This is a genomic window from Burkholderia sp. Bmkn7, from assembly GCF_041103175.1.
GTDB classification, from domain to species: domain Bacteria; phylum Pseudomonadota; class Gammaproteobacteria; order Burkholderiales; family Burkholderiaceae; genus Burkholderia; species Burkholderia cepacia.
The window spans coordinates 282,392-302,700 of record NZ_JBGCUH010000002.1; the positions used below are offsets into that span (position 1 = coordinate 282,392).

General features: G+C 68.2%; 17 protein-coding genes. 7 read left to right on the forward strand and 10 right to left on the reverse strand.

Features of this window, described 5'->3' with window-relative positions; genetic code table 11:
* Nucleotides 1-428 precede the first annotated feature (428 nt).
* The 3 genes from AB3K92_RS07130 (at nucleotide 429) to AB3K92_RS07140 (ending at nucleotide 4,467) form a co-directional block, all read left to right on the forward strand.
* A complete protein-coding gene (locus tag AB3K92_RS07130) occupies nucleotides 429-2,774 on the forward strand; it encodes a phosphocholine-specific phospholipase C (protein ID WP_369464730.1) in 2,346 nt (781 codons plus the stop codon).
* A gap of 279 nt (nucleotides 2,775-3,053) precedes the next feature.
* Nucleotides 3,054-3,323: a hypothetical protein gene (locus AB3K92_RS07135; protein WP_011353737.1), complete on the forward strand. Its 270-nt coding sequence runs from the start codon at nucleotides 3,054-3,056 to the stop codon at nucleotides 3,321-3,323.
* Nucleotides 3,324-3,474: 151 nt separating this feature from the next.
* Nucleotides 3,475-4,467 (forward strand): DedA family protein/thiosulfate sulfurtransferase GlpE, encoded by a 993-nt coding sequence (locus AB3K92_RS07140; RefSeq protein WP_021162447.1) that lies wholly within the window; start codon nucleotides 3,475-3,477, stop codon nucleotides 4,465-4,467.
* 52 nt (nucleotides 4,468-4,519) lie between these two features.
* On the opposite strand, the gene AB3K92_RS07145 is transcribed toward AB3K92_RS07140, so the two are convergent.
* The 7 genes from AB3K92_RS07145 to AB3K92_RS07175 form a co-directional block, all read right to left on the reverse strand.
* Nucleotides 4,520-5,980, reverse strand: coding sequence for an OprD family porin (locus AB3K92_RS07145; RefSeq protein ID WP_059487613.1), 1,461 nt, complete (start codon nucleotides 5,978-5,980; stop codon nucleotides 4,520-4,522).
* A 165-nt stretch (nucleotides 5,981-6,145) separates the two neighbouring features.
* Entirely contained in the window at nucleotides 6,146-7,165 is a 1,020-nt protein-coding gene (locus tag AB3K92_RS07150; protein ID WP_059495174.1) for an ABC transporter ATP-binding protein, read from the reverse strand.
* A complete protein-coding gene (locus AB3K92_RS07155; protein ID WP_048023803.1) occupies nucleotides 7,162-8,154 on the reverse strand; it encodes an ABC transporter ATP-binding protein in 993 nt (330 codons plus the stop codon). Before AB3K92_RS07155 ends, AB3K92_RS07150 begins: the two co-directional genes overlap by 4 nt.
* A gap of 1 nt (nucleotide 8,155) precedes the next feature.
* A complete protein-coding gene (locus tag AB3K92_RS07160; RefSeq protein ID WP_021162451.1) occupies nucleotides 8,156-9,058 on the reverse strand; it encodes an ABC transporter permease in 903 nt (300 codons plus the stop codon).
* Between the two features lie 13 nt (nucleotides 9,059-9,071).
* Nucleotides 9,072-10,010, reverse strand: coding sequence for an ABC transporter permease subunit (locus tag AB3K92_RS07165; protein ID WP_021162452.1), 939 nt, complete (start codon nucleotides 10,008-10,010; stop codon nucleotides 9,072-9,074).
* Between the two features lie 11 nt (nucleotides 10,011-10,021).
* Entirely contained in the window at nucleotides 10,022-11,632 is a 1,611-nt protein-coding gene (locus AB3K92_RS07170; protein ID WP_042977043.1) for a peptide ABC transporter substrate-binding protein, read from the reverse strand.
* 179 nt (nucleotides 11,633-11,811) lie between these two features.
* Nucleotides 11,812-12,393 carry a cupin domain-containing protein gene (locus tag AB3K92_RS07175; protein ID WP_021162455.1) on the reverse strand — a complete coding sequence of 194 codons (582 nt, stop codon included), beginning with the start codon at nucleotides 12,391-12,393 and terminating at the stop codon, nucleotides 11,812-11,814.
* Between the two features lie 499 nt (nucleotides 12,394-12,892).
* On the opposite strand from AB3K92_RS07175, the gene AB3K92_RS07180 reads away from it, so the two are divergent.
* Nucleotides 12,893-14,413 carry a peptide MFS transporter gene (locus tag AB3K92_RS07180; RefSeq protein ID WP_027790315.1) on the forward strand — a complete coding sequence of 507 codons (1,521 nt, stop codon included), beginning with the start codon at nucleotides 12,893-12,895 and terminating at the stop codon, nucleotides 14,411-14,413.
* Between the two features lie 117 nt (nucleotides 14,414-14,530).
* A complete protein-coding gene (locus AB3K92_RS07185) occupies nucleotides 14,531-14,737 on the forward strand; it encodes a hypothetical protein (RefSeq protein WP_027790314.1) in 207 nt (68 codons plus the stop codon).
* Nucleotides 14,738-14,771: 34 nt separating this feature from the next.
* Here AB3K92_RS07185 and AB3K92_RS07190 read toward each other — a convergent pair whose 3' ends face one another.
* The 3 genes from AB3K92_RS07190 to AB3K92_RS07200 all read right to left on the reverse strand — a co-directional run bounded on the left by AB3K92_RS07190 (nucleotide 14,772) and on the right by AB3K92_RS07200 (nucleotide 17,575).
* The gene (locus AB3K92_RS07190) at nucleotides 14,772-15,893 is read right to left on the reverse strand and encodes an OpgC domain-containing protein (RefSeq protein ID WP_059553144.1); all 1,122 of its coding nucleotides are present in this window, start codon (nucleotides 15,891-15,893) and stop codon (nucleotides 14,772-14,774) included.
* A gap of 466 nt (nucleotides 15,894-16,359) precedes the next feature.
* On the reverse strand, nucleotides 16,360-17,262 hold the full coding sequence (gene rarD / locus AB3K92_RS07195) for an EamA family transporter RarD (RefSeq protein WP_369464731.1): 903 nt from the start codon (nucleotides 17,260-17,262) through the stop codon (nucleotides 16,360-16,362).
* Nucleotides 17,263-17,278: 16 nt separating this feature from the next.
* Nucleotides 17,279-17,575, reverse strand: coding sequence for an acylphosphatase (locus AB3K92_RS07200; protein WP_006480292.1), 297 nt, complete (start codon nucleotides 17,573-17,575; stop codon nucleotides 17,279-17,281).
* A 164-nt stretch (nucleotides 17,576-17,739) separates the two neighbouring features.
* On the opposite strand from AB3K92_RS07200, the gene hpnA reads away from it, so the two are divergent.
* Entirely contained in the window at nucleotides 17,740-18,747 is a 1,008-nt protein-coding gene (gene hpnA / locus AB3K92_RS07205; RefSeq protein ID WP_011353724.1) for a hopanoid-associated sugar epimerase, read from the forward strand.
* Between the two features lie 108 nt (nucleotides 18,748-18,855).
* Entirely contained in the window at nucleotides 18,856-20,301 is a 1,446-nt protein-coding gene (locus tag AB3K92_RS07210; protein ID WP_369464732.1) for a phage tail protein, read from the forward strand.
* Nucleotides 20,302-20,309: the final 8 nt, after the last annotated feature.

The following is a 20,309-nucleotide window of genomic DNA, read 5'->3' on the forward strand; positions in this document are numbered from 1 at the left end:
CGGCGACCGGAAACCGGTAATTCCTTACCCGCTTCCGTCACGCATCGCTTCCCGATGCTTCCCGATGCTTCCCGATGCTTCCCGATCGATCGTTGCGCACGCAACGTCACGCGCGCGACACGCGATGTCATGCCTTCATCACGTCGACGTCACGTCGGCTCCCTAGACTGGGCGCCGCCCAATCCGGCACGTACCCGGCCTGTGTGTGCCGACGTCCTGGCCCGCGCATCACGAGCGCGCGTCGCGCAGGATCGCGGCACCGGCCAGGCATCCGCGCGACACCACGGATCGTGCGCGATGCGCGCACTTCCGCCACGCGCGGCCGCCGCACCCAGCCGCCCATGCCGCTCGCATCGCCCCGGCGGGCGACGCACGGGCACCGCCAGACGAAGTCACGAACGCTCCCATCATCACAGGACCCGAACGCCATGACGTCACGCCGCACATTCCTCCAGCAGACCGCCACTTCCGGCCTCGCCGCCGCCGCGCTCGCCGCGTTTCCGCCGAGCATCCGCCGCGCGCTCGCGATTCCCGCGTTTCACGAAACGGGGACCATCCAGGACGTCAAGCACGTCGTGCTGCTGATGATGGAGAACCGCGCATTCGACAGCTACTTCGGCACGTTCAAGGGTGTGCGCGGCTACGGCGACCGCTTTGCGGTGCCGTCGCCGAACGGCCGCAACGTGTTCTACCAGACGTACACGAAGCCGACGCCCGCCGCCACCGTCACGCCGTATCACCTCGACGCGAGCCTGGGCAACGCACAGCGCGCGGGCGGCACGCCGCACACGTGGGCCGATGCGCAGGCCGCCTGGGACCATGGGCGGATGAACCGCTGGCCCGACGCGAAGACCCCGCTGTCGATGGGCTACTACGACGCGGCGGAAGTCCCGTTCCAGCGCGCGCTCGCCGATGCGTTCACGCTGTGCGACCACTATCACTGCGGGATGCACACGGGCACGATCGCGAACCGCCTGTTCTACTGGAGCGGCACCAACGGCCCGAACGGCATCAGCCCGGCCGACGGCAGCCGCGTGAAGATCGCCGCGCTGAACAACCAGTTCAACGGCGGCAACGACATCGGCCCGTCGAGCCAGGGCTGGACCTGGACCACCTACGCCGACCGGCTGCAGCAGGCCGGCGTGAACTGGAAGGTCTACCAGAGCCTGATCGACAACTTCGGCTGCAACGAGATGATGAGCTTCCGCCACTGGCGCGCGGCGATCGAGCAGATGCCGCCCGCGCGCCGGCCCGCCTACGTCGCGTCGACGGACATCACGCAGCCGGTGACGGCGGCCGGCGCGTTCTACGATCCGGCGATCGACGATCCGCTGAGCCCGCTCGCGAAAGGGTTCGGCAACACGATGCCGTACGGCTTCCTCGAATCATTCCGCGACGACATCCGCAACGGCAAGCTGCCCGAGGTGTCGTGGATCATCCCGCCGTCCGTGTACAGCGAACACCCGGGGCCGTCGAGCCCCGCGCAGGGCGGCTGGTACGTGCAGGCGGTGCTCGATGCGCTGACGGCGAACCCGGAGGTGTGGAGCAAGACGGTGCTGCTGGTCAACTACGACGAGAACGACGGCTTCTTCGACCACATGCCGTCGCCGGCCGTGCCGTCGCGCAACGCCGACGGCACGCTCGCGGGCGGCCATACGCTGCGGGACGCCGACGTCGCGGTCGAGTACCACGACTTCACGCCGGCCACGTCGAGCCAGCCGGCGATCGACGGCCGCCCGTACGGCCCGGGCCCGCGCGTGCCGATGTGGGTCGTGTCGCCGTGGAGCCGCGGCGGCTGGGTCAACTCGCAGGTGTTCGACCATACGTCGACGTTGCTCTTCCTCGAAAAGCGCTTCGGCGTCGCAGAGCCGCAGATCAGCGCGTACCGCCGCGCGGTGTGCGGCGACCTGACGAGCGCGTTCAACTTCCGCTCGCCGAACAACGAACCGCTGCCGACGCTCGCGGGCCATACGACGAAAAGCCAGGTCGACGCGCTGAGCGCCGCGCAGCAGGCCGCGCCGAAGATCGTGCCGCCGGCCGCGCCGTCGCTGCCCGCGCAGGCGACCGGCGTGCGCCCGTCGCGCGCGCTGCCTTACGAACTGCATGCGAGCGCGCGTGCCGATGCCGGCAACGGCACGCTCACGCTGAAGTTCGCGAATACGGGCCGCGCCGCCGCCGTGTTCCACGTCTATGACAAGCTGCACCTCGACCGCCTGCCGCGGCGCTACGTCGTCGAACCGGGCAAGACGCTGCACGGCGACTGGGCGGCGCGCGCCGACGACGGCGGCAAATATGACCTGTGGGTGCTGGGCCCGAACGGCTATCACCGCCGCTTCACCGGCGACCTGAGCCGCCTGGCCGGTGCTCGCGCGCCCCATCCCGAAGTCCGCGTCGGCTACGCGGGCGCGAGCGGCAACCTCCACCTGCGGCTGCGCAACCACGGCGGCGGCACGGTGCGCTTCACCGTGAAGTCGAACCAGGTCTACGGGCCGCTCCCGGGCCGCGGCGCACACGACGGTCGCGGTCACGGCCATGACCATGGCATCGAGGACGGCAACGGCCAGGGTCGCGACACCGGTACCACCTGGACGGTCACGGTGCGCGCCGGCGACCAGGCCGAACTGGACTGGAAGCTCGACTCGACCGGCCACTGGTACGACTTCATCGTCACCGCGGACAGCGACCCGGGTTTCTCGCGTCGCGTCGCCGGGCGCGTGGAAACCGGCCGCCACTCGGTCAGCGACCCGGCGATGGGGCTCGCCGACCGCTTCTGATGCCGCCGCGGCGACACGCGTTGCGCCACGTTGCGCCGCGTGTCGCCGCCCGCGCCGGCCCGGCCGAGAACGACGCTCGGGCGCCGGCCGCGGCCGGCCCCGATCCGGCGCAAACGCCCGCCCCGCGCGGCTCAAACATCAGAAGGATCGGTGGTTCAGCCCTCATTTCAGCGCGCGAAAATGCTCCGACTTGCGGCCCGTTCGCGTTAAACTGCGTCAGGCTGCATTCAACAAAGACATCTTCGCCACTACGGCATCCACGATACGAGGATAGGTTCGATGCGCACTACCGGCTCATCCGGGGCAATGACCCTGCTCACCGAACACGACCCGGCCGACGGCCGCGAACTGCGCTCGCTCCGGCTCGAGGCAACCGGCGACGGCAAAAGCGTGCTGCTGATCGAGATCGACGAACGCAAGCCCGGCATCCATCGCGAAGTCCGCTACGAGATCACGCCGGCCGAACTGATCGCGGCGATCCGCTCGCACGGCGCCGAGCTGCCCGGCGAAAACCACGGCGCCGCGTCGCTCGCCCGCACCTCCTCCTGATTCCGAACGGTGAGCCGCTCGCAGCGCGCCGGCTCACCGCGCCCCTGCCGCCGTCAGGCGCTTTCCGTCATTCCCGCCGTTGTCTTGAAAAAGGCCGATAATCGGCCCATCTGCGTTTCCTGCCCACGCATGTCCTTTTCGGCCAGCCGTCATGCTCCGTGACCTCGTCGCCCAATACGGGCCGCTTCTCGTCTTCGCCAACGTGCTCGCGGCGGCCATCGGCCTGCCGGTGCCCGCGATGCCGACGCTCGTGCTGTTCGGCGCGATGTCCGCGATGCATCCCGAGATGATCGGCTCGCAACTGGTGACGGTGGTGGCGCTGTCGGTGCTCGGCGCATTGATCGGCGATACCGTGTGGTACGTCGCCGGGCGCCGTTACGGCGGCACGACGCTGAAGACGATCTGCCGGCTGTCGCTGTCGCGCGATACCTGCGTGAGAAAGACCGAACGCTTCTTCGGCCGCTACGGCGTGCGCGTGCTCGCGGTCGCGCGCTTCATTCCCGGGTTGTCGCTCGTGTCGGTGCCGATGGCCGGTGCGCTCGGCACGCGCTACCGCACGTTCGCCGGCTACGATGCCCTCGGCGCCGCACTGTGGACGATCGTCGGCCTGGTGGCCGGGCTGGTGTTCTACCGGCAGATCGACTGGCTGTTCGCCGGTGCGAGCCACCTCGGCCGCGCGGTGCTGCTGGTGATCGTCGCGCTGCTCGCCGTGTATGCGGCCATCCGCTGGATGCGCCGCCGCGCGCTGATCCGCCAGCTCGCCAATGCGCGGATCAGCGTCGACGAACTCGACCTGCTGCTGCGCGACGCCACCGCGCCGGTCGTGCTCGACGTGCGCTCGCCCGAGCATCGCAAGCTCGACCCGTTCACGATTCCCGGCGCGCAATTCGCCGACGATCGCCAGATCGGCGACATCGTCGCGCGCTATCCGCTCTCGCAGAAGTTCGTCGTGTACTGCTCGTGCCCGAACGAAGTGACGGCGGCCCTGATGGCGAAGCGCCTGCTCGACGCCGGCTTCACCGATGCGCTCGCGCTGCGCGGCGGCCTCGACGCCTGGCGCGATACGGGCCGCCAGCTCACGTCGCTCGTGGAAGACATGCCGGCCGCGAACGATCCGGTCGCGGGGCTGCACAAGCCGGCCTGATCGTTTCGATCGAAAGCCGGCCGTGCGAAGCGGGGGCGCATGCCCCCTTCGATCAGAACGCGTGCAGCGGCAGGTTCACGACCAGGCGGTACTCGGTGTTCGTCGCGTCCGAATAGTGCGCCGAACCGGCGTGCCACATCGCGATGAACGTGACCTTCGTGTCCTTCAGCTTGCCGCTCTGGAACGTGTACGACGGGATGAAGCCGAACTCGTGGTGACGGCCCTGCACCGGCGCGCCGTTGCTCCAGTAGATGCTCGACTTGCTCGGGTCGAGCGCCGCGCTCGCGCTGCCGTCCGCGCCCCAGCCCGTCACGCCCCAGACCATCGCCTTGAAGCCCGGCAGGCCCGCTTCCTTGCCGTAGAACGTGTAACGCAGCTGCAGCGACTTTTCGTGCGGCGCGTTGTAGTCGACGTCCATCGAGTTGGTCAGGAAGATGCCGTTCGTTTCGTTCAGGTAGTCGAAGAACTGGTCGCCGAGCACCTGCTGGAAGCCGAGCAGCAGCTCGTGCGGGCCGTGCTGCGCGGCCAGCGACAGGCTGTACGCGTTGTTGTTGATCTTGCCTTGCAGCGCATCGCCCGTGTCGTGCGTCGAGTAGACGTTGCCGAAGCCCGTCCACTTGATCGTCTGCGGGCTGCCGATGCTGTGCTTCACCGACGCGTAGTACTGGTGCCACACGTCGTCGGCCTGGTTCGCGTACAGCGCGATTTCGCCGTTCGGCGAGTAATCCCACGTGCCGCCGACGTACGACAGGCGATTGATGCGCGTGCCGCCGTACTGCGTCGTCAGGTTGGTGAGCGTCGTGTGACCGCGCGCGTCGGTCTTCGTGAAGCTGCCGGCCTCGAGCATCACGTTCTTGAATTCATTGCTGACGAGTGTCGCGCCGAGGAACGTCGGCGGCAGCGCACGGTTGTCGTGCTGCTCCATGAACGGGTTGTCGACGGCCTGCAGACCGTACTTGACCACCGTGTTCGAGATGCGCGCCTTCACGTCGTAGATGCCGGGATAGGCCCATGCGAGCTGGTTGCCGCCACCGCCGCCCTTCGCGATGTGCACCATGCTGCCGGCGCCCTGGCCGCCGTCGAGCTTCAGCGCCGCATACAGCGACGCATCGAAGCCGATACCGATCAGGCCCGTCGTATAGCCCGACTCGAAGTTCGCCATCGCGCCCTGGACCCACGCGTGGCGATGCGGGCCGCCCTTGGCGTCGAGCACGTCCGCATAGTTGCGGAACAGGAAGTTGAGGTGGCTGTCGGCAATGAAACCCTTCGACTGCGACTGGGCCGACGGCTCGTCGGGCGGCGTGACGGCCTGGGTCGCTTCGGCGTTGACAATGGCGTTCGGGGTCGTTGCCTGCGCAACGGTCGCGCCCGGTGCGGCCTGGGCGACCGTCAGCGGTGCGGGGGCCGCGTCGTCGGCGTGCGCGACGCCCGTCAGCGAAACACCGGCGAGTGCCGGCAGCCCCCAGGCAAGCAGCATTTTCGATGCTGTCCCGATCGTTTTCTGTTTTTTCATCGTAATTCTCGTCTTGTGTTGATATCGTCCACGCCGGCTGCGATCCGCTCCCGGCCCCCCGGCGCGCCCGGTTAAGGACGCGCCTGTACCCGCGGCGCGAAGATCGTTCGCGCCGCACCTACCCCTGTTGACCTGCCTTGGTTATGTTTGCTGCGTCACTTCAGCTCACGCCACACCCGCGCGGATGCACGCGACACGCGCCGCCGACCCCTGCCGAACTTCCGGCAGCGGCACGTCCTGCGCGCACGCGTCGATCGCGACCGGGCAGCGCGTGCGGAACGCGCAGCCGGACGGCGGGTTGAGCGGCGAGGGCATCTCGCCCGCCAGCAGCATCGGGCGGCGAGCACGCTCGCGCGCCGGCTCCGGCGTCGGCGCCGCATCGAGCAGCGCCTTCGTGTACGGGTGTTGAGGGACGCCGTACACGTCATGCCGCGTGCCGAACTCCATCACGCGGCCGAGATACATCACGAGCACACGCTGGCTGATCGCCTTCACCACGGCGAGATCGTGTGCAACGAAAAGATAGGACAACGACAGTTCGCGTTGAAGATCGCGCAGCAGGTTCACGATCTGCGCCTGGATCGACACGTCGAGCGCCGATACGGGTTCGTCGCAGATCACGAGCTTCGGCTCGCTGATCAGCGCGCGCGCGATGCCGACGCGCTGGCACTGCCCGCCGGAAAATTCATGCGGATAGCGCAGCAGGTGGTGCGCGTTCAGGCCGACGCGTTCGAGCATCGTGACCACGCGGCGGCGCACCTCGGTGCGGCCGAGGCCGGCCTGGTGCGTGACGAGCGGCTCCGCGACGACCTGTTCGATCGTCATGCGCGGATCGAGCGACGCGAGCGGGTCCTGGAAGATCATCTGCACTTCGCGCCGCATCGCGGTGCCGCGCAGGTGATCGGGCGCGACGGCTTCGCCGCGCCATTTCACGACGCCGGCCGTCATCGGCACGAGCCCGATCAGCGCACGCGCGAGCGTCGACTTCCCGCAGCCCGATTCGCCGACGAGCCCGACGGTCTCGCCGCGCTTCACGTCGAACGACACGCCGTCGACGGCGCGCAGCGTGCCCTTCGGCGACCACGGATAGCCGCCGAGCGGCACACGGAAATGCACTTTCAGCCCATCGACGGACAGCAGCGTGTCGTCCGTCGCGCCGGTATTGCGGCGTTCATCGACGCTCATCGCAGACCTCCCGTCATATCGGCCACGGGCCGGTGGCACGCGCGCACCGCGCCCACGGCGCCATAGGTTTCGAGCGCGGGGCGCGCCGCGCCGCAGCGTTCTTCCGCATACGTGCAGCGCTTCGCGAACGCGCAGCCGGCCGGCGCGGTGCCGGGCATCGGCGGATTGCCGGGAATCGCGACGAGCGGCGCATCGTCCGCGTCGGTCAGGCGCGGCAGCGCGTTGAGCAGGCCGATCGTGTACGGATGCGACGGCGCCGCGAAAATCGATTCGGCCGGCGCGTATTCGACGGTGCGGCCCGCATACATGACCATCACGTCGTCCGCGAGGCCCGCGACCACGCCCATGTCGTGCGTGATCAGCACGATCGCCGTGCCGCGCTCGCGGTTCAGCTCGCGCAGCAGGTCGATGATCTGCGCCTGCACGGTCACGTCGAGCGCGGTGGTCGGCTCGTCGGCGATCAGGATCTCCGGCTCGGACAGCAGCGCCATCGCGATCATCACGCGCTGGCGCATCCCGCCCGAGAACTCGTGCGGATACATGCGGATGCGGCGCGCCGCGTCCGGGATACGCACCGATTCGAGCGCCTCGATCGCGCGCTTCGTGGCTTCCCTGCGCGACAGCTTGCGATGCAGCTGCAGCGTCTCGGTCATCTGCCGCTCGATCGTCAGGAACGGATTGAGCGACGTCATCGGGTCCTGGAAAATCATCGCGATCCGGTCGCCGCGCACCTTGTTCAGCGCGCGCGCATCCATCTCGAGCAGGTTGTCGCCGCGATAGCGCGCGGCGCCCGACGTCGTGCCGTTGCCGGCCAGCAGGCCGAGCAGCGCCATCACGGTCTGGCTCTTGCCCGAGCCCGATTCGCCGACGATGCCGAGCGTCTTGCCGGCTTCGAGCGAGAACGACACGCCGCTCACGGCGTCGACCGGCGGCGCGTCCTTGCGCGTGAAGCGCACGCCGAGGTTGTCTACTTCCAGCAGTGCACCCATTTCAGCGATCCTTCGGGTCGAGCGCGTCACGCAGGCCATCGCCGACGAAGTTCACGCAGTAGAGCGTCACGCACAGCATGACGGCCGGGGCCAGCAGCAGCCACGGCATCGATTCCAGTTTCTGCGCGCCGTCCTGGATCAGCACGCCCCAGCTCGTCATCGGTTCCTGCACGCCGAGGCCGAGGAACGACAGCACCGATTCGGTCAGCACGATGCCCGGCACCGAGACCGTCGCGTACACGACGACCACGCCGAGCAGGTTCGGCACGACGTGGCGCCGCACGATCGTGGCAGGCGACACGCCGATCGCGCGCGCCGCATCGACGAACTCGCGGCTGCGCAGCGACAGCGTCTGGCCGCGCACGACACGCGCCATGTCGATCCACGAGAACGCGCTGATGGTCAGCACGACCAGCATGAACGAGCGGCCGAACAGGGTCATCATCAGGATCGCGATCAGCAGGTACGGGATCGCATACATCATGTCGACGACGCGCATCATCACGGCATCGGTGCGGCCGCCCGCGAAGCCCGCGGTCGCGCCCCACGCGACGCCGAACAGGCCCGACACGAGCGTGCCGAGCACGCCGACCTCGATCGACACGCGTCCGCCGATCAGCGTGCGCACGAGCAGGTCGCGGCCGAGCTCGTCGGTACCGAACCAGTGCTGGTTGGCCCAGGTCGGCGGCAGGCTGATCGCGCCCCAGTCGCTCGCGGCCGGGTCGGCGGTCAGCAGCCACGGGCCGACGAAACACGCGATCGTGATCAGCGCGAGCAGCACGAGGCTGAACACGGCCGCACGGTTGTGAAGGAAGCGCGCCATGGCGAGCGCGAGCGGCGAGCGCGAACGCGGCGGCGTGTCGGTCTGCACGGGCAGGCCGACGACGGGAGTAGTCGGAGTCATCGCGGTGCCTCGCTCAATAACGGATGCGCGGATCGAGCCACGCGTACGCGAGGTCGACCAGCAGGTTGAACAGCACGGCGCAGACGGTGGTCAGCACGACGAGGCCGAGCACGAGCGTGTAGTCGCGGTTGATCGCACCGTTCACGACGAGCTGGCCGAGGCCCGGCAGCGCGAACACCGATTCGGTGACGACGGCCGCGGTGATCGACGAGATGCAGACCGTGCCGACCAGCGACACGACCGGCATCAGCGCGGGCTTCAGCGCGTGGCGCAGCACGATCGTCGAGCCCGGCAGGCCCTTCGCGCGCGCGGTGCGGATGTAGTTGCTCGACAGCGTCTCGATCATCGAGCCGCGCATCACGCGCGCGAGCAGCGACATGTTGATGAAGGTCAGCAGCACGATCGGCAGCAGCCGGTACTGCCAGCCGCCGTCGCCCCAGCCGCCCGCCGGCAGCCAGCCGTTGCCGGCCGACGTCTTCAGCAGGATCGCGAAGATCCACACGAGCACGGGGCCGAGCACGAACGGCGGCACGACGTTGCCGACGTTGCCGATCAGCATCACGATGCGGTCGATGAAGCTGTCGCGGCGCACGGCCGCGACGGTGCCGAGCAGCACGCCGAGCCCGATCGAGATCGGGATCGACAGGCCGCCCACGCCGAGACTCACCGGCAGCGCCTTGCGCACCAGGTCGTTCACGGACCAGTCGACGTAACGGAACGACGGGCCGAGATCGCCGTGCAGCAGCGCGTTCAGGTACATCAGGTACTGCTTCCACAGCGGCTGGTCGAGGTGATACTTCGCGTTCAGGTTCGCGAGCGTCGCCGCGGACAGCTGCTTTTCCGTATCGAACGGGCCACCGGGCGTCAGGTGCAGCAGCAGGTAGCAGACGGTGACGACCGCGAGGATCGTCGGCACCGCCCACAACGTACGCCTCAATGCGTAGGCCAGCATGATCGCTCCGCTCAGTGCTTGATCAGGTACATGTCCTGCGACGCACGCATGTCGATCACGTTCTTCAGCGAGTAGCCACCGACGTACGGCTTCACGAGACGGTCGGCCGAGTACTGGAACAGCGGCACCATCGGCGTGTCGCTCAGCGCGAGATCGTGTGCCTGCGTGAGCAGCGCGGCACGCGCCTTGTCGTCGAGCTTCTGGTTGCCTTCGTCGACGAGTGCATCGGCCTGCTTGTTGCAGTAGCCGACCGTGTTCTGCGCGCTGCCGCAACGCAGCAGGTCGAAGAACGTCATCGCGTCGTTGTAGTCGGCGAACCAGCCGTCGCGCGCGATCTGCACCTTGCCGTCATGGCGCTGCTTCATCAGCACCTTGAACTCGACGTTCTCGAGCTTCGTGTTGATGCCGAGCTTGGTACGCCATTCGGACGCCGCGAACAGCGCGACCTTCTTGTGCAGGTCATTGGTGTTGTAGGTCAGCGTGAACGACAGCGGCTTCGCGTCCGAATAGCCGGCCTGCTTCAGCAGGTCCTTCGCGGTCGCGACACGTTTCGCCATCGGCCACGACGCCCAGTCCGGTGTGAACGGCTGCACGCCCTTCGTGCCGTTCGGCATCAGGCCGTACATCGGCTTCTCGCCGGCCTGCGTGAGCTTCTGGGTCAGCACGTCGCGATCGAGCACCATCGACAGCGCCTGGCGCACGCGCTTGTCCTTCAGTGCCGGATCGCTGTTGTTCAGGTAGTAGTAGTACGTCGCGAGCTGCAGGCCCTGGCGCAGTTCGCCGCCGAACTGCTTGCTGACCTGCTGGAAGATCCCCGACGGGATCGAGTAGCTGTAGTCGATCTGGCCGGCCTGGTACATGCGCATCGCCGTCTCGTCGCTCTCGATCGGCAGGTACGTGACCTTGTTGATCACGACCTTCGGCGCATTCCAGTATTTCGCATCCTTCGAGATCACGATGCGGTTGTTCGGCTGCCAGTCGACGAGCTGGTAGGCGCCGTTGCTGACGATGTTGCCCGGGCGGGTCCATGCGTCGCCGAGCTTCGTCACCGTGTCCTTGTTCACCGGTGCGAGCGGCACCATCGCGGTGAGCTCGGGGAAGAACGCGACCGGCACGTCGGTCGTCACTTCCAGCGTGTACGGGTCGACGGCGCGCACGCCGAGCGTCGACGGCGCGGCCTTGCCCGCGATGATGTCCTTCGAGTTCTTCACGAACTCGACGAGGATCGTGTACTTCGAGCCCGTCTTCGGATCGACGAGGCGCTGCCATGCGTAGACGAAATCGGCGGCCGTCACCGGCTGGCCGTTGCTCCACTTCGCGTCGTGGCGAAGCTTGAAGATCCACGTCGTCGGCGTCTTGCGTTCCCACGACAGCGCGACACCCGGCACGACCTGGCCGGCTGCGTCGATGCGCGCCAGCCCTTCGAACAGGTCGAGGCCGATCGTATTGCCGGTCCACGATTCGATGTGCGCCGGGTCGAGCGACTCGACTTCGGCGGGCACCTGGCGCGTCAGGTCCTGTTGGGGAGCGAGCGCGACGTTCGACGGAACGGAAACGGCGTGGGCGACAGGCGTCAGGGCGAGCGCGGCCAGCACGGCCGACATGGCATGCAAGGATTTCATCGTGGCAGTCTTGAGAAGGGTTGTTCGGTGAGCGTCGCGCGGCGGATGCCGCGGCTTACGCGTGAGACGCTGACGGGCGCAGCGATTGAGGAGGCCCGTGATTCTCGTATTGCATTTTAGTATTCCTTACGTTTCTTTCGACAGGTATTCCGTCTTCGAAACGAAGGAATACCTGTGCGTTAGAACAGCCTCGGCGTACCCACCCAGACCACCACCGACTCGATCTTCGCGGTGTTGACCCAGCTGTGCGGGACCGTCGACTGATAGTGCGAACTGTCACCGGCCTGCAGGACGAACGTCTTGCCTTCCAGCGTCAGCGACACTTCCCCTTCAATCACATACAGGAACTCCTCTCCTGCATGTGTCGTCACCTCGGACCGCTTCTGCCCCGGCGGCATCCTCACGAGGATCGCCTCCAGCTGGCGCCCTTCGGACACGTTCGTCAGCCTCGCGAACAGGTTCGCCGAATCGGCAAACCCGAAGAAGCGCAGCTGCTCGCCTCGGCAGACCGAGCGTTCCTCGCTCGGCGTATCCACGAAGTACTGCACCGTCACACCGAGCGCGTGCGCGATACCGGCCAACGATGTCAGCGACGGCGACGCGAGCCCGCGTTCGACTTGAGACAGAAACGGCTTCGAAATCCCCGCGGCGGTAGCGGTGTCGTCGAGCGTGCGCTTGAGTCGTTGGCGCAACGCGCGAATCTTGCTGCCCAGAGCGGCGGCAGCATCTGCGGACCGCGAGTTTTCAGTGGGGGGAACCATAGCAGGCCGAAAAGTGATCGTCAAAAAATGTTTGATGGAAAATAACTAAGTTAGAACGATATAGCTTAGTCTTCGGGTTCGCACCCGTCTTCGGTGTTGAGCCCGGTGCACTAAACGGGACACGAAGCGAGCGAAACGACGCGCTATCTTGCCAGACTCGCCGGCTTCACAGGCAAGCTGCAAGCGGCTCTCCGGGAATCTTCGGAGAGCCGGCATGAAAGCTTACAAGTAAATGATGAGACGAATGTTCCTGAAAGCTACTGCCACATTAGGAGTTTCCCTAAGTGGCGGATACCAGACGCACCGGACCGGCAGCCGTTACCATGCGCGCGCCGGTCGGGGCCCTTCCCCGCCACACCAGGCGGAGTCAGGCCCCGGCCCGGGCTAACCGCCCGACTGTTCCATCGCCAGCGCAAAGCTTACCCGGCCCATTGTGCATCGGCGCCAGTTCGACCCCAAGACGACGCGCGATCCGTGCCGTCCGTTTCAAACGAGATTGATGATGCAACCACCTGTTTCACAAACCCGATCGTTCACGACGGTCTTCCTCATCGAAATGTGGGAGCGCTTCGGCTACTACGGCATGGCCGCGCTCCTGGTCCTCTTCATGGTCGACCGGCTCGGTTTCACCGACAGCCATGCGAACCTGACCTGGGGTGCGTTTACCGCACTCGTCTATGCCGCGCCGTCGATCGGCGGCTGGATCGGCGACAAGGTGCTCGGCGCCCGCCGCACGATGATCATCGGCGCGTCCGTGCTCTGCGCCGGCTACCTGATGCTGTCGGTACCGAACGACCAGCTGACGTACATGTACGCGTCGCTCGGCGTGATCGTCGTCGGCAACGGCCTGTTCAAGGCCAACGCGGCGAACCTCGTGCGCCGCATCTATGAAGGCGACGACGCGCGCATCGACAGCGCGTTCACGATCTACTACATGGCGGTCAACATCGGCTCGACGGTGTCGATGCTCGCGACGCCGTGGATCAAGGATCACTGGGGCTGGCACACCGCGTTCGCGGTCTGCTGCGGCGGCATGCTGCTCGCGATCCTCAACTTCATGCTGATGCATCGCACGCTCGCACACGTCGGCTCGCTGCCCGACGACCAGCCGATCCGCTGGAAGCGCCTCGGCGCGGTCGCCCTGGGCGGTGTCGGGCTCGCGCTGGTCACGCTGTACGTGCTGCAGCACAAGCAGCTCGCCGTCGCCAGCGTGTGGACGGCAGCGTTCGCGATCCTCGCGATCTTCGCGTACATGATCGCGAAGTCGGAGCGCTCGGAGCGCGCCGGCCTGATCGCGGCGCTCGTGCTGATCGGCCAGGTGATCCTGTTCTTCATCTTCTACGTGCAGATGTCGACGTCGCTGACGCTGTTCGCGCTGCGCAACGTCGATCCGCGCTTCATGCTGTTCGGCACGACGCTGTTCACGTGGAGCGCCGCGCAGTTCCAGGCGCTGAACCCGATCTGGATCATGCTGCTCAGCCCGGTGCTCGTGTGGGTCTACAACGCCGTCGCGAAGGGCGGCCGTGACCTGCCGGTCGCCGCGAAGTACGCGCTCGGCTTCGGCGCAGTGGCCGCGGGCTACCTGGTGTTCACGATCAGCGGCCGCTTTGCGGTGGACGGCCGCGTGTCGTCGTGGTTCATGGTGTGGGGCTACGGCCTCTACTCGCTCGGCGAACTGCTGGTGAGCGGCCTCGGCCTCGCGATGATCGCCCGCTACGTGCCGGCGCGCATGAGCGGCTTCATGATGGGTGCGTACTTCGTCGCGACGGGCGTGTCGCAGTATCTGGGCAGCGTGGTCGCGAACTTCGCGCAGATGCCGTCGCACGAACTGCCGGCCACCGAATCGCTGCCGCTCTACCTGTCGCTGTTCGAGAAGCTCGGCTGGCTCGCCGCGATCGGCATGCTGCTCGCGCTGCTGCTGCTGCCGCTGATGAACCGCCTGTCGCGCCAGCACCAGCGTTGTGCGGAAGAGCGCCGCGAGGAATCGCTGCAGGCGCAGGGTGCCGCCACGGCCCAGTAAGGACTATCCCTCGGCGTGCGGCCTGCACGCCACATTCTCCCGCCGGTTGCGCGATTGCGTCCTACACTGGTTGCAAAGCAGTGCATCCGCCGCGATGCGCGCTGGCGGGAGAAGACCATGAAAAGCAAGACCACGAGGCTCCTCCGGATCCTCTCGGACATCCGGTACGCGCAGCGATGCACCGCACTGCGCGCCGCCCGGGCAGCAGCCGAAGCCGACGCGGTACTCGCGGAACGCGACGATCCGGCGCCCGACGAGCGCGACGACGCCGAATCCGACGACCCGACCGCCGTTCCCCGCTCCCGTATCGGCTCACCTCACTGACGCCGCGCCGCACGTTCCGTGCCGCCCGCGCCGCTCACGCGGCCGCACCGCGCCACCGCGCGATCCACGTTCCCGAACCGGCCACGGCCATCATCAGCCCGAGCGCGCACGCGTCGGCCACGAGGCCCACGCCGACGTGCCGCAGGTCGGCACTGCCCACGACCGGATGCAGGAGCGAATCGATGACGAGCGAGATCGCCGCGCCCGCGACGAAGCAGATCAGCCCGCGCTGGCCCACGGCCACGACCGGCCGCACGCCCTGCGCGATCCGCGCGATCCAGCCGAAGCGGACGCAATCGGCCATCAGCCACGCGATGGCGGCGAAGCTCACGACGCGCGGCAGCGCGAGATCGCGCTTGAACACGCCTTCCGGCAGCGGCAGCCCCGAGAACAGCTTGTAGCTCGCGCAACCGAGCACGACCGCGCAGGCCAGCCCGGTCGCCGCGGCACTCCAGCGGCCGAGCGCGATGCGCCGGTAGAACGGCTGGCAGCGCGCCAGCACGCCGGCGACGAACATCAGTTGCCACGCGAACGGATTGAAACTCCAGCGGAATCCGTCGGTGTCCAGCAGCTCGGGGCCGAGCCAGCCCGCCGCGATCCACGACGCGACGCCGAGCGCGACGAGCAGCCACGGACGCCGGCGCGCGAACGGCACGAGCACCGGCGACGCGAGCGCGAACAGCACGTACATCGGCAGCACCGACGCGAGATAAGGCTGGCGCTGGAACGTCAGCAGCTCGGCAAGGCCCGTGAGCGGCGAGGCGAGCATCACGCTGACGTCGTCGAGCGCGAGGTTCGGCGCATCGATCCCGTAATGGTCGAGCACGGCCGACACGACGAGCATCAGCGTCGAGGTCGCGAGAAACGCGCGGTAGATCTGCATCGCGCGGCGCACGAACCGCCGTTGCGCGGCGCGCGCGCCGTGCCGTTCGGCGATCGCGCCATAGGCGCTCGCGGTCGCGAAACCGCCGAGAAAGACGAAGACCTCGGCCGCGTCGCACAGCGCGAACGCGTGCAGCGTGACGCGCGACAGCACGCTCGCGCCGATGTGGTCGACGACGATCATCAACAGCACGATGCCGCGGAAGAAATCGACTTCGATCAGGCGGCCGCCGCGCGGCGGCCGAGCCGTGGCGGGCGGCACGCTCAACGACATGAGCGCACCCGCGCGACAGCGGTGCGGCACGCACCGGGGAATGGATCGGGAAGAAGAAGGCGCGCGGGATCAGCCGCGATACGCGTATGCCCGCATCGCGCCAACCCGGCCGGCCAGGCACGGAGAGGACCGTTCATTGAAAGGCTGCATACGAAGGGAAGTCGGTGAGGCCAGTCTAATGGCCGATCAGGGGAGACCCTAAGTAACAAAGTGCAACCGAATCTTCTGTTCGATTACACGCGCGAGCCTTGTGATGCAAAGCAGGCGGCGTCGCCAGATTCACGCCAGCGCGACGCCAGTTTGCGGTCAGCATCGACGGGTTCGACCGCCGGGCGACGGCGATGGCGATGGCGATGGCGATGGCGATGCCGATGCCGATGCTGGTGCTGGTGCTGGTGCCGATGCCGATGCGATCTGCGCCACGTTCCGCGCCGCCGCCGCGCCGCCGCCGCGTCGCGATCGACGCCTATCCGCGCGCGGGCAGGCGCCGCATCAGCATCGCGCTGTGCCACGCGGTCAGCGCAACGGCGACCCAGATCGGCCCGTACGTCGCGAGCTTCGCGACGCTCAGCGTTTCGCCGAGCAGCAACAGCGACACCGCGACGAGCAGCACGGGCTCGACGTAGCCGAGAATCCCGAACAGGGCCATCGGCAGCATCCGGCTGGCCTTCAGGTAGCTCGCGAGCGCGAGCGTGCTCAGCACGCCGAGCCCCGGCAGCAGCGCGGCCCACAGCACGGGATGGCCGGCCACGCGCGTCGCGCTGGTCGCGACCATCGCGAACGCGACCGGGCACAGCAGCACGATCTCGACCGCGAACGCGGCGAGCGAATCGGCGTTGATCCGCCGGCGCAGCACGAAATACGGCGGATAACCGAGCGCGACGACGAGCGTCGGCCACGCGAACGCGCGCGTCGTCGCCCACACTTCGTGCGCGACGCCGAGCGCGGCGCATGCGACCGCCGCCCATTGCAGCGGATCGAGCCGTTCGTGATAGTAGAAGCGGCCGACGAGCACCATCGTCAGCGGCAACAGGAAATAGCCGAGCGACACCTCGAGCATGCGCCCGTGCAGCGGCGCCCACAGGAACAGCCACAACTGCGCCCCGAGCAGCGCGGCGCTCACGGGCACCGCGATCAGCAGGCGCCAGTCGCGCACGCTGCGCCGAAGGAGGTCGACGAGCGCCGGCCAGCGGCCGCGCAGCGCGATCAGCGCGAGCGCGCCCGGTGCGGTCCACAATACGCGCCACGCGAAGATGTCGAGCCCCGTGAGCGGCGCGAGCAGTTTCGCGTAGGCGGACATCAGCGCGAACAGCGTCGATGCCATCACCGACAGCATGAGGCCGCGCCCGGCCTCCGGATACCCCGTCATGATCGTTCCGTGCCGCTTACTGCTGCTGGAAGCGCTCGAAGCGCTTCTCGGTCCGGCGTTCCTCGAACGTCACCTCGGTCACGCGCGCGGCCGGCGGCCCGTGGCGCAGCCACGCGAGCATCCGGTCGATCTGCGCGCCGGGGCCCTGGATCATCGCTTCGACGGTGCCGTCCTCGAGATTCGCGACCCAGCCGCGCAGCTTCAGCGCATGCGCCTCGCGCACCGTCGCATGCCGGAAGCCGACGCCCTGCACGACGCCGCGCACCCGTACGTAGTAGGTCTCGATCCGTTCGTCCAGTTCATTGCGGCTCATCGCGTCGTCCTCCCGTTGCGTTCAAGCCCGGCATTGTAGTCGCGTCGGCCGCTTCGCACATGCCCGCACCCGCCGCGGCCTTGCGTCGCCGCGCGCGCCGACCACGTACAATCTCGCCGACGCTCAACCGCCGCGCCGCCCGCGCGCGGCCCTGAAGGAAACGCATGACTGATACCTCCCGCGATCTCGTTCTCGTCACCGGCGCGTCCGGTTTCGTCGGCTCGGCCGTCGCGCGCATCGCGCAGCAGAAAGGCTATGCGGTGCGCGTGCTCGTGCGCCCGACCAGCCCGCGCACGAACGTCGCGGATCTCGACGCCGAGATCGTCACCGGCGACATGCGCGACGAGGCGTCGATGCGCGCCGCGCTGCGCGGCGTGCGCTACCTGCTGCATGTCGCGGCCGACTACCGGCTGTGGGCGCCCGATCCCGACGAGATCGAGCGCGCGAACCTCGAGGGGGCGGTCGCGACGATGCGCGCGGCACGCGCGGAAGGCGTCGAGCGGATCGTCTATACGAGCAGCGTCGCGACGTTGAAGGTGACGAGTGCCGGCGATCCGTCCGACGAAAACCGGCCGCTCACGGCGGAACAGGCGATCGGCGTCTACAAGCGCAGCAAGGTGCTCGCGGAACGCGCGGTAGAACGGATGATCGCCGACGAAGGGCTGCCGGCCGTGATCGTCAATCCGTCGACGCCGATCGGCCCGCGCGACGTGAAGCCGACGCCCACCGGCCGCATTATCGTCGAGGCCGCACTCGGCAAGATTCCGGCGTTCGTCGACACGGGGCTGAACCTCGTGCACGTCGACGACGTCGCGCACGGCCACTTCCTCGCGCTCGAGCGCGGCCGGATCGGCGAGCGCTACATCCTCGGCGGCGAGAACCTGCCGCTGCAGCAGATGCTCGCCGACATCGCGCAGATGACGGGCCGCAAGGCGCCGACGATCGCGCTGCCGCGCTGGCCGCTGTACCCACTCGCAGTCGGCGCGGAAGCGGTCGCGAAGTTCACGAAGAAGGAGCCGTTCGTCACCGTGGACGGGCTGCGGATGTCGAAGAACAAGATGTATTTCACGTCCGCGAAGGCCGAGCGCGAGCTCGGCTACCGTGCGCGCCCGTACCGCGAAGGGCTGCGCGATGCGCTCGACTGGTTCGGCTCCGCCGGCTACCTGAAGTAACACAAAGCGGCGTACTTCACGCCGCTTTGCGCACTTTGTTACACGTCCCGCGCGGCCCGGCACCGGCGCAGCGGTTAAAATCGCGGGTCTTACGCAGAGAAGACACGCATGAACCTGAACGATCAGATCGCTTCGCTCACCGTGGGCGTCGATCAGCTCCTCCACGATCACCACGCCGCGCAACAGGCGGCACGCAGCGCGGAAGCCTTCGCGCGCGCCGCAGCAGCGGAAGCCCGGGCCGCGGCAGAGCGTCACGCCGCCGCGGAAACCGAAGCGCAGGCCGCCGCGCAACGCCACACAGCCGCCGCCGCCGAAGCCGAGGCCGCGCAGCAGCGCCACGCCAGCGCGACCGCCGCCGCCGAAGCCGCCGCCCAGCGCCACACCGATGCCACCGCGCAAGCCGAAGCCGCCGTGCAACGCCATGCGGAAGCCACCGCGCTGACCGAAGCGCTCGCGCAGCGTCACGCCGATGCCGAAGCGGCGTCGCAGCGCCACGCGGCGGCGATCGCCGAAGCCGAGGCCGCCGCGCAGCGTCATCACGCCGCAGCCACCGAAGCCGAAGCCGCCGCGCAGCGCCATGCGGCCGCGACCGTCGAAGCCGAGGCCGCCGCGAAGCGTCACGCGGACGCGACCGCCGAAGCCGAAGCGGCCACGCAGCGCCACGCGGCCGCCATCGCGGAAGCCGAAGCCGCCGCGAAGCGTCACGCGGAAGCGATCGCCGAAGCCGAAGCGCTCGCGCAGCAGCACGCGCAGGCGATCGCGGAAGCGCAGGCCGCCGCGCAGCGTCACGCCGACGCCACCGCCGAGGCCGAAGCCGTCACGCAACGCCATACCGAAGCGATCGCGCAGGCCGAGGCGGCCGCGCAACGCCACGCCGATGCCGCCGCGCAGGCCGAGGCCGTCACGCAACGCCACACCGAAGCGATCGCACAAGCCGAAGCGGCCGCGCAGCACCACGCGAAGGCCATCGCCGACGCCGAGGCGCTGGTCGAGGCCGTCGTCAAGGAAGCCGCGACGAGCGCGATGGCCGCCACGGACGTTGCGGCGGAAGTCGTCGAACCCGCGCCGGCCGACACGCCGGTGGCGGAACCGGCCGTGGCCGAAGCGGTGGAGGCAACGGCCGACACCGGGACGGCAATCGTCGCGACGGCGCAAGCCGACATGCCGGTTGAAAGTGAAGTCGAAGCCGAAGTCGAAGCCGACGCCGCCAACACGCCGGCGCCGTCCGACAAATCGACTCTGCACGTGTCGCGTCCGACGCAGAACGAACTCACGCTGACCATCAACGGCGAATCGATCACGCTGCATCCGGAGCAACTGGGCCAGTTGATCGAGGAACTCGCGCATGCGCGGGCGTCGATGCAGCCGGAGCCGCCGCCCGGCATCCCGGCCGGCTGGCGCTTCGTGACGACGAAGAACCCGATGATGGCCGTGCAGAAGCAGTCGAACGGCGACCGCCTGCTGGTCGCCCGTCACACGGGCTACGGCTGGGTGCCGTTCACGTTCTCGCCCGACGTCGTGGTCCAGATGTACATGATGCTGACCCAGCGCTAGGCACCGGC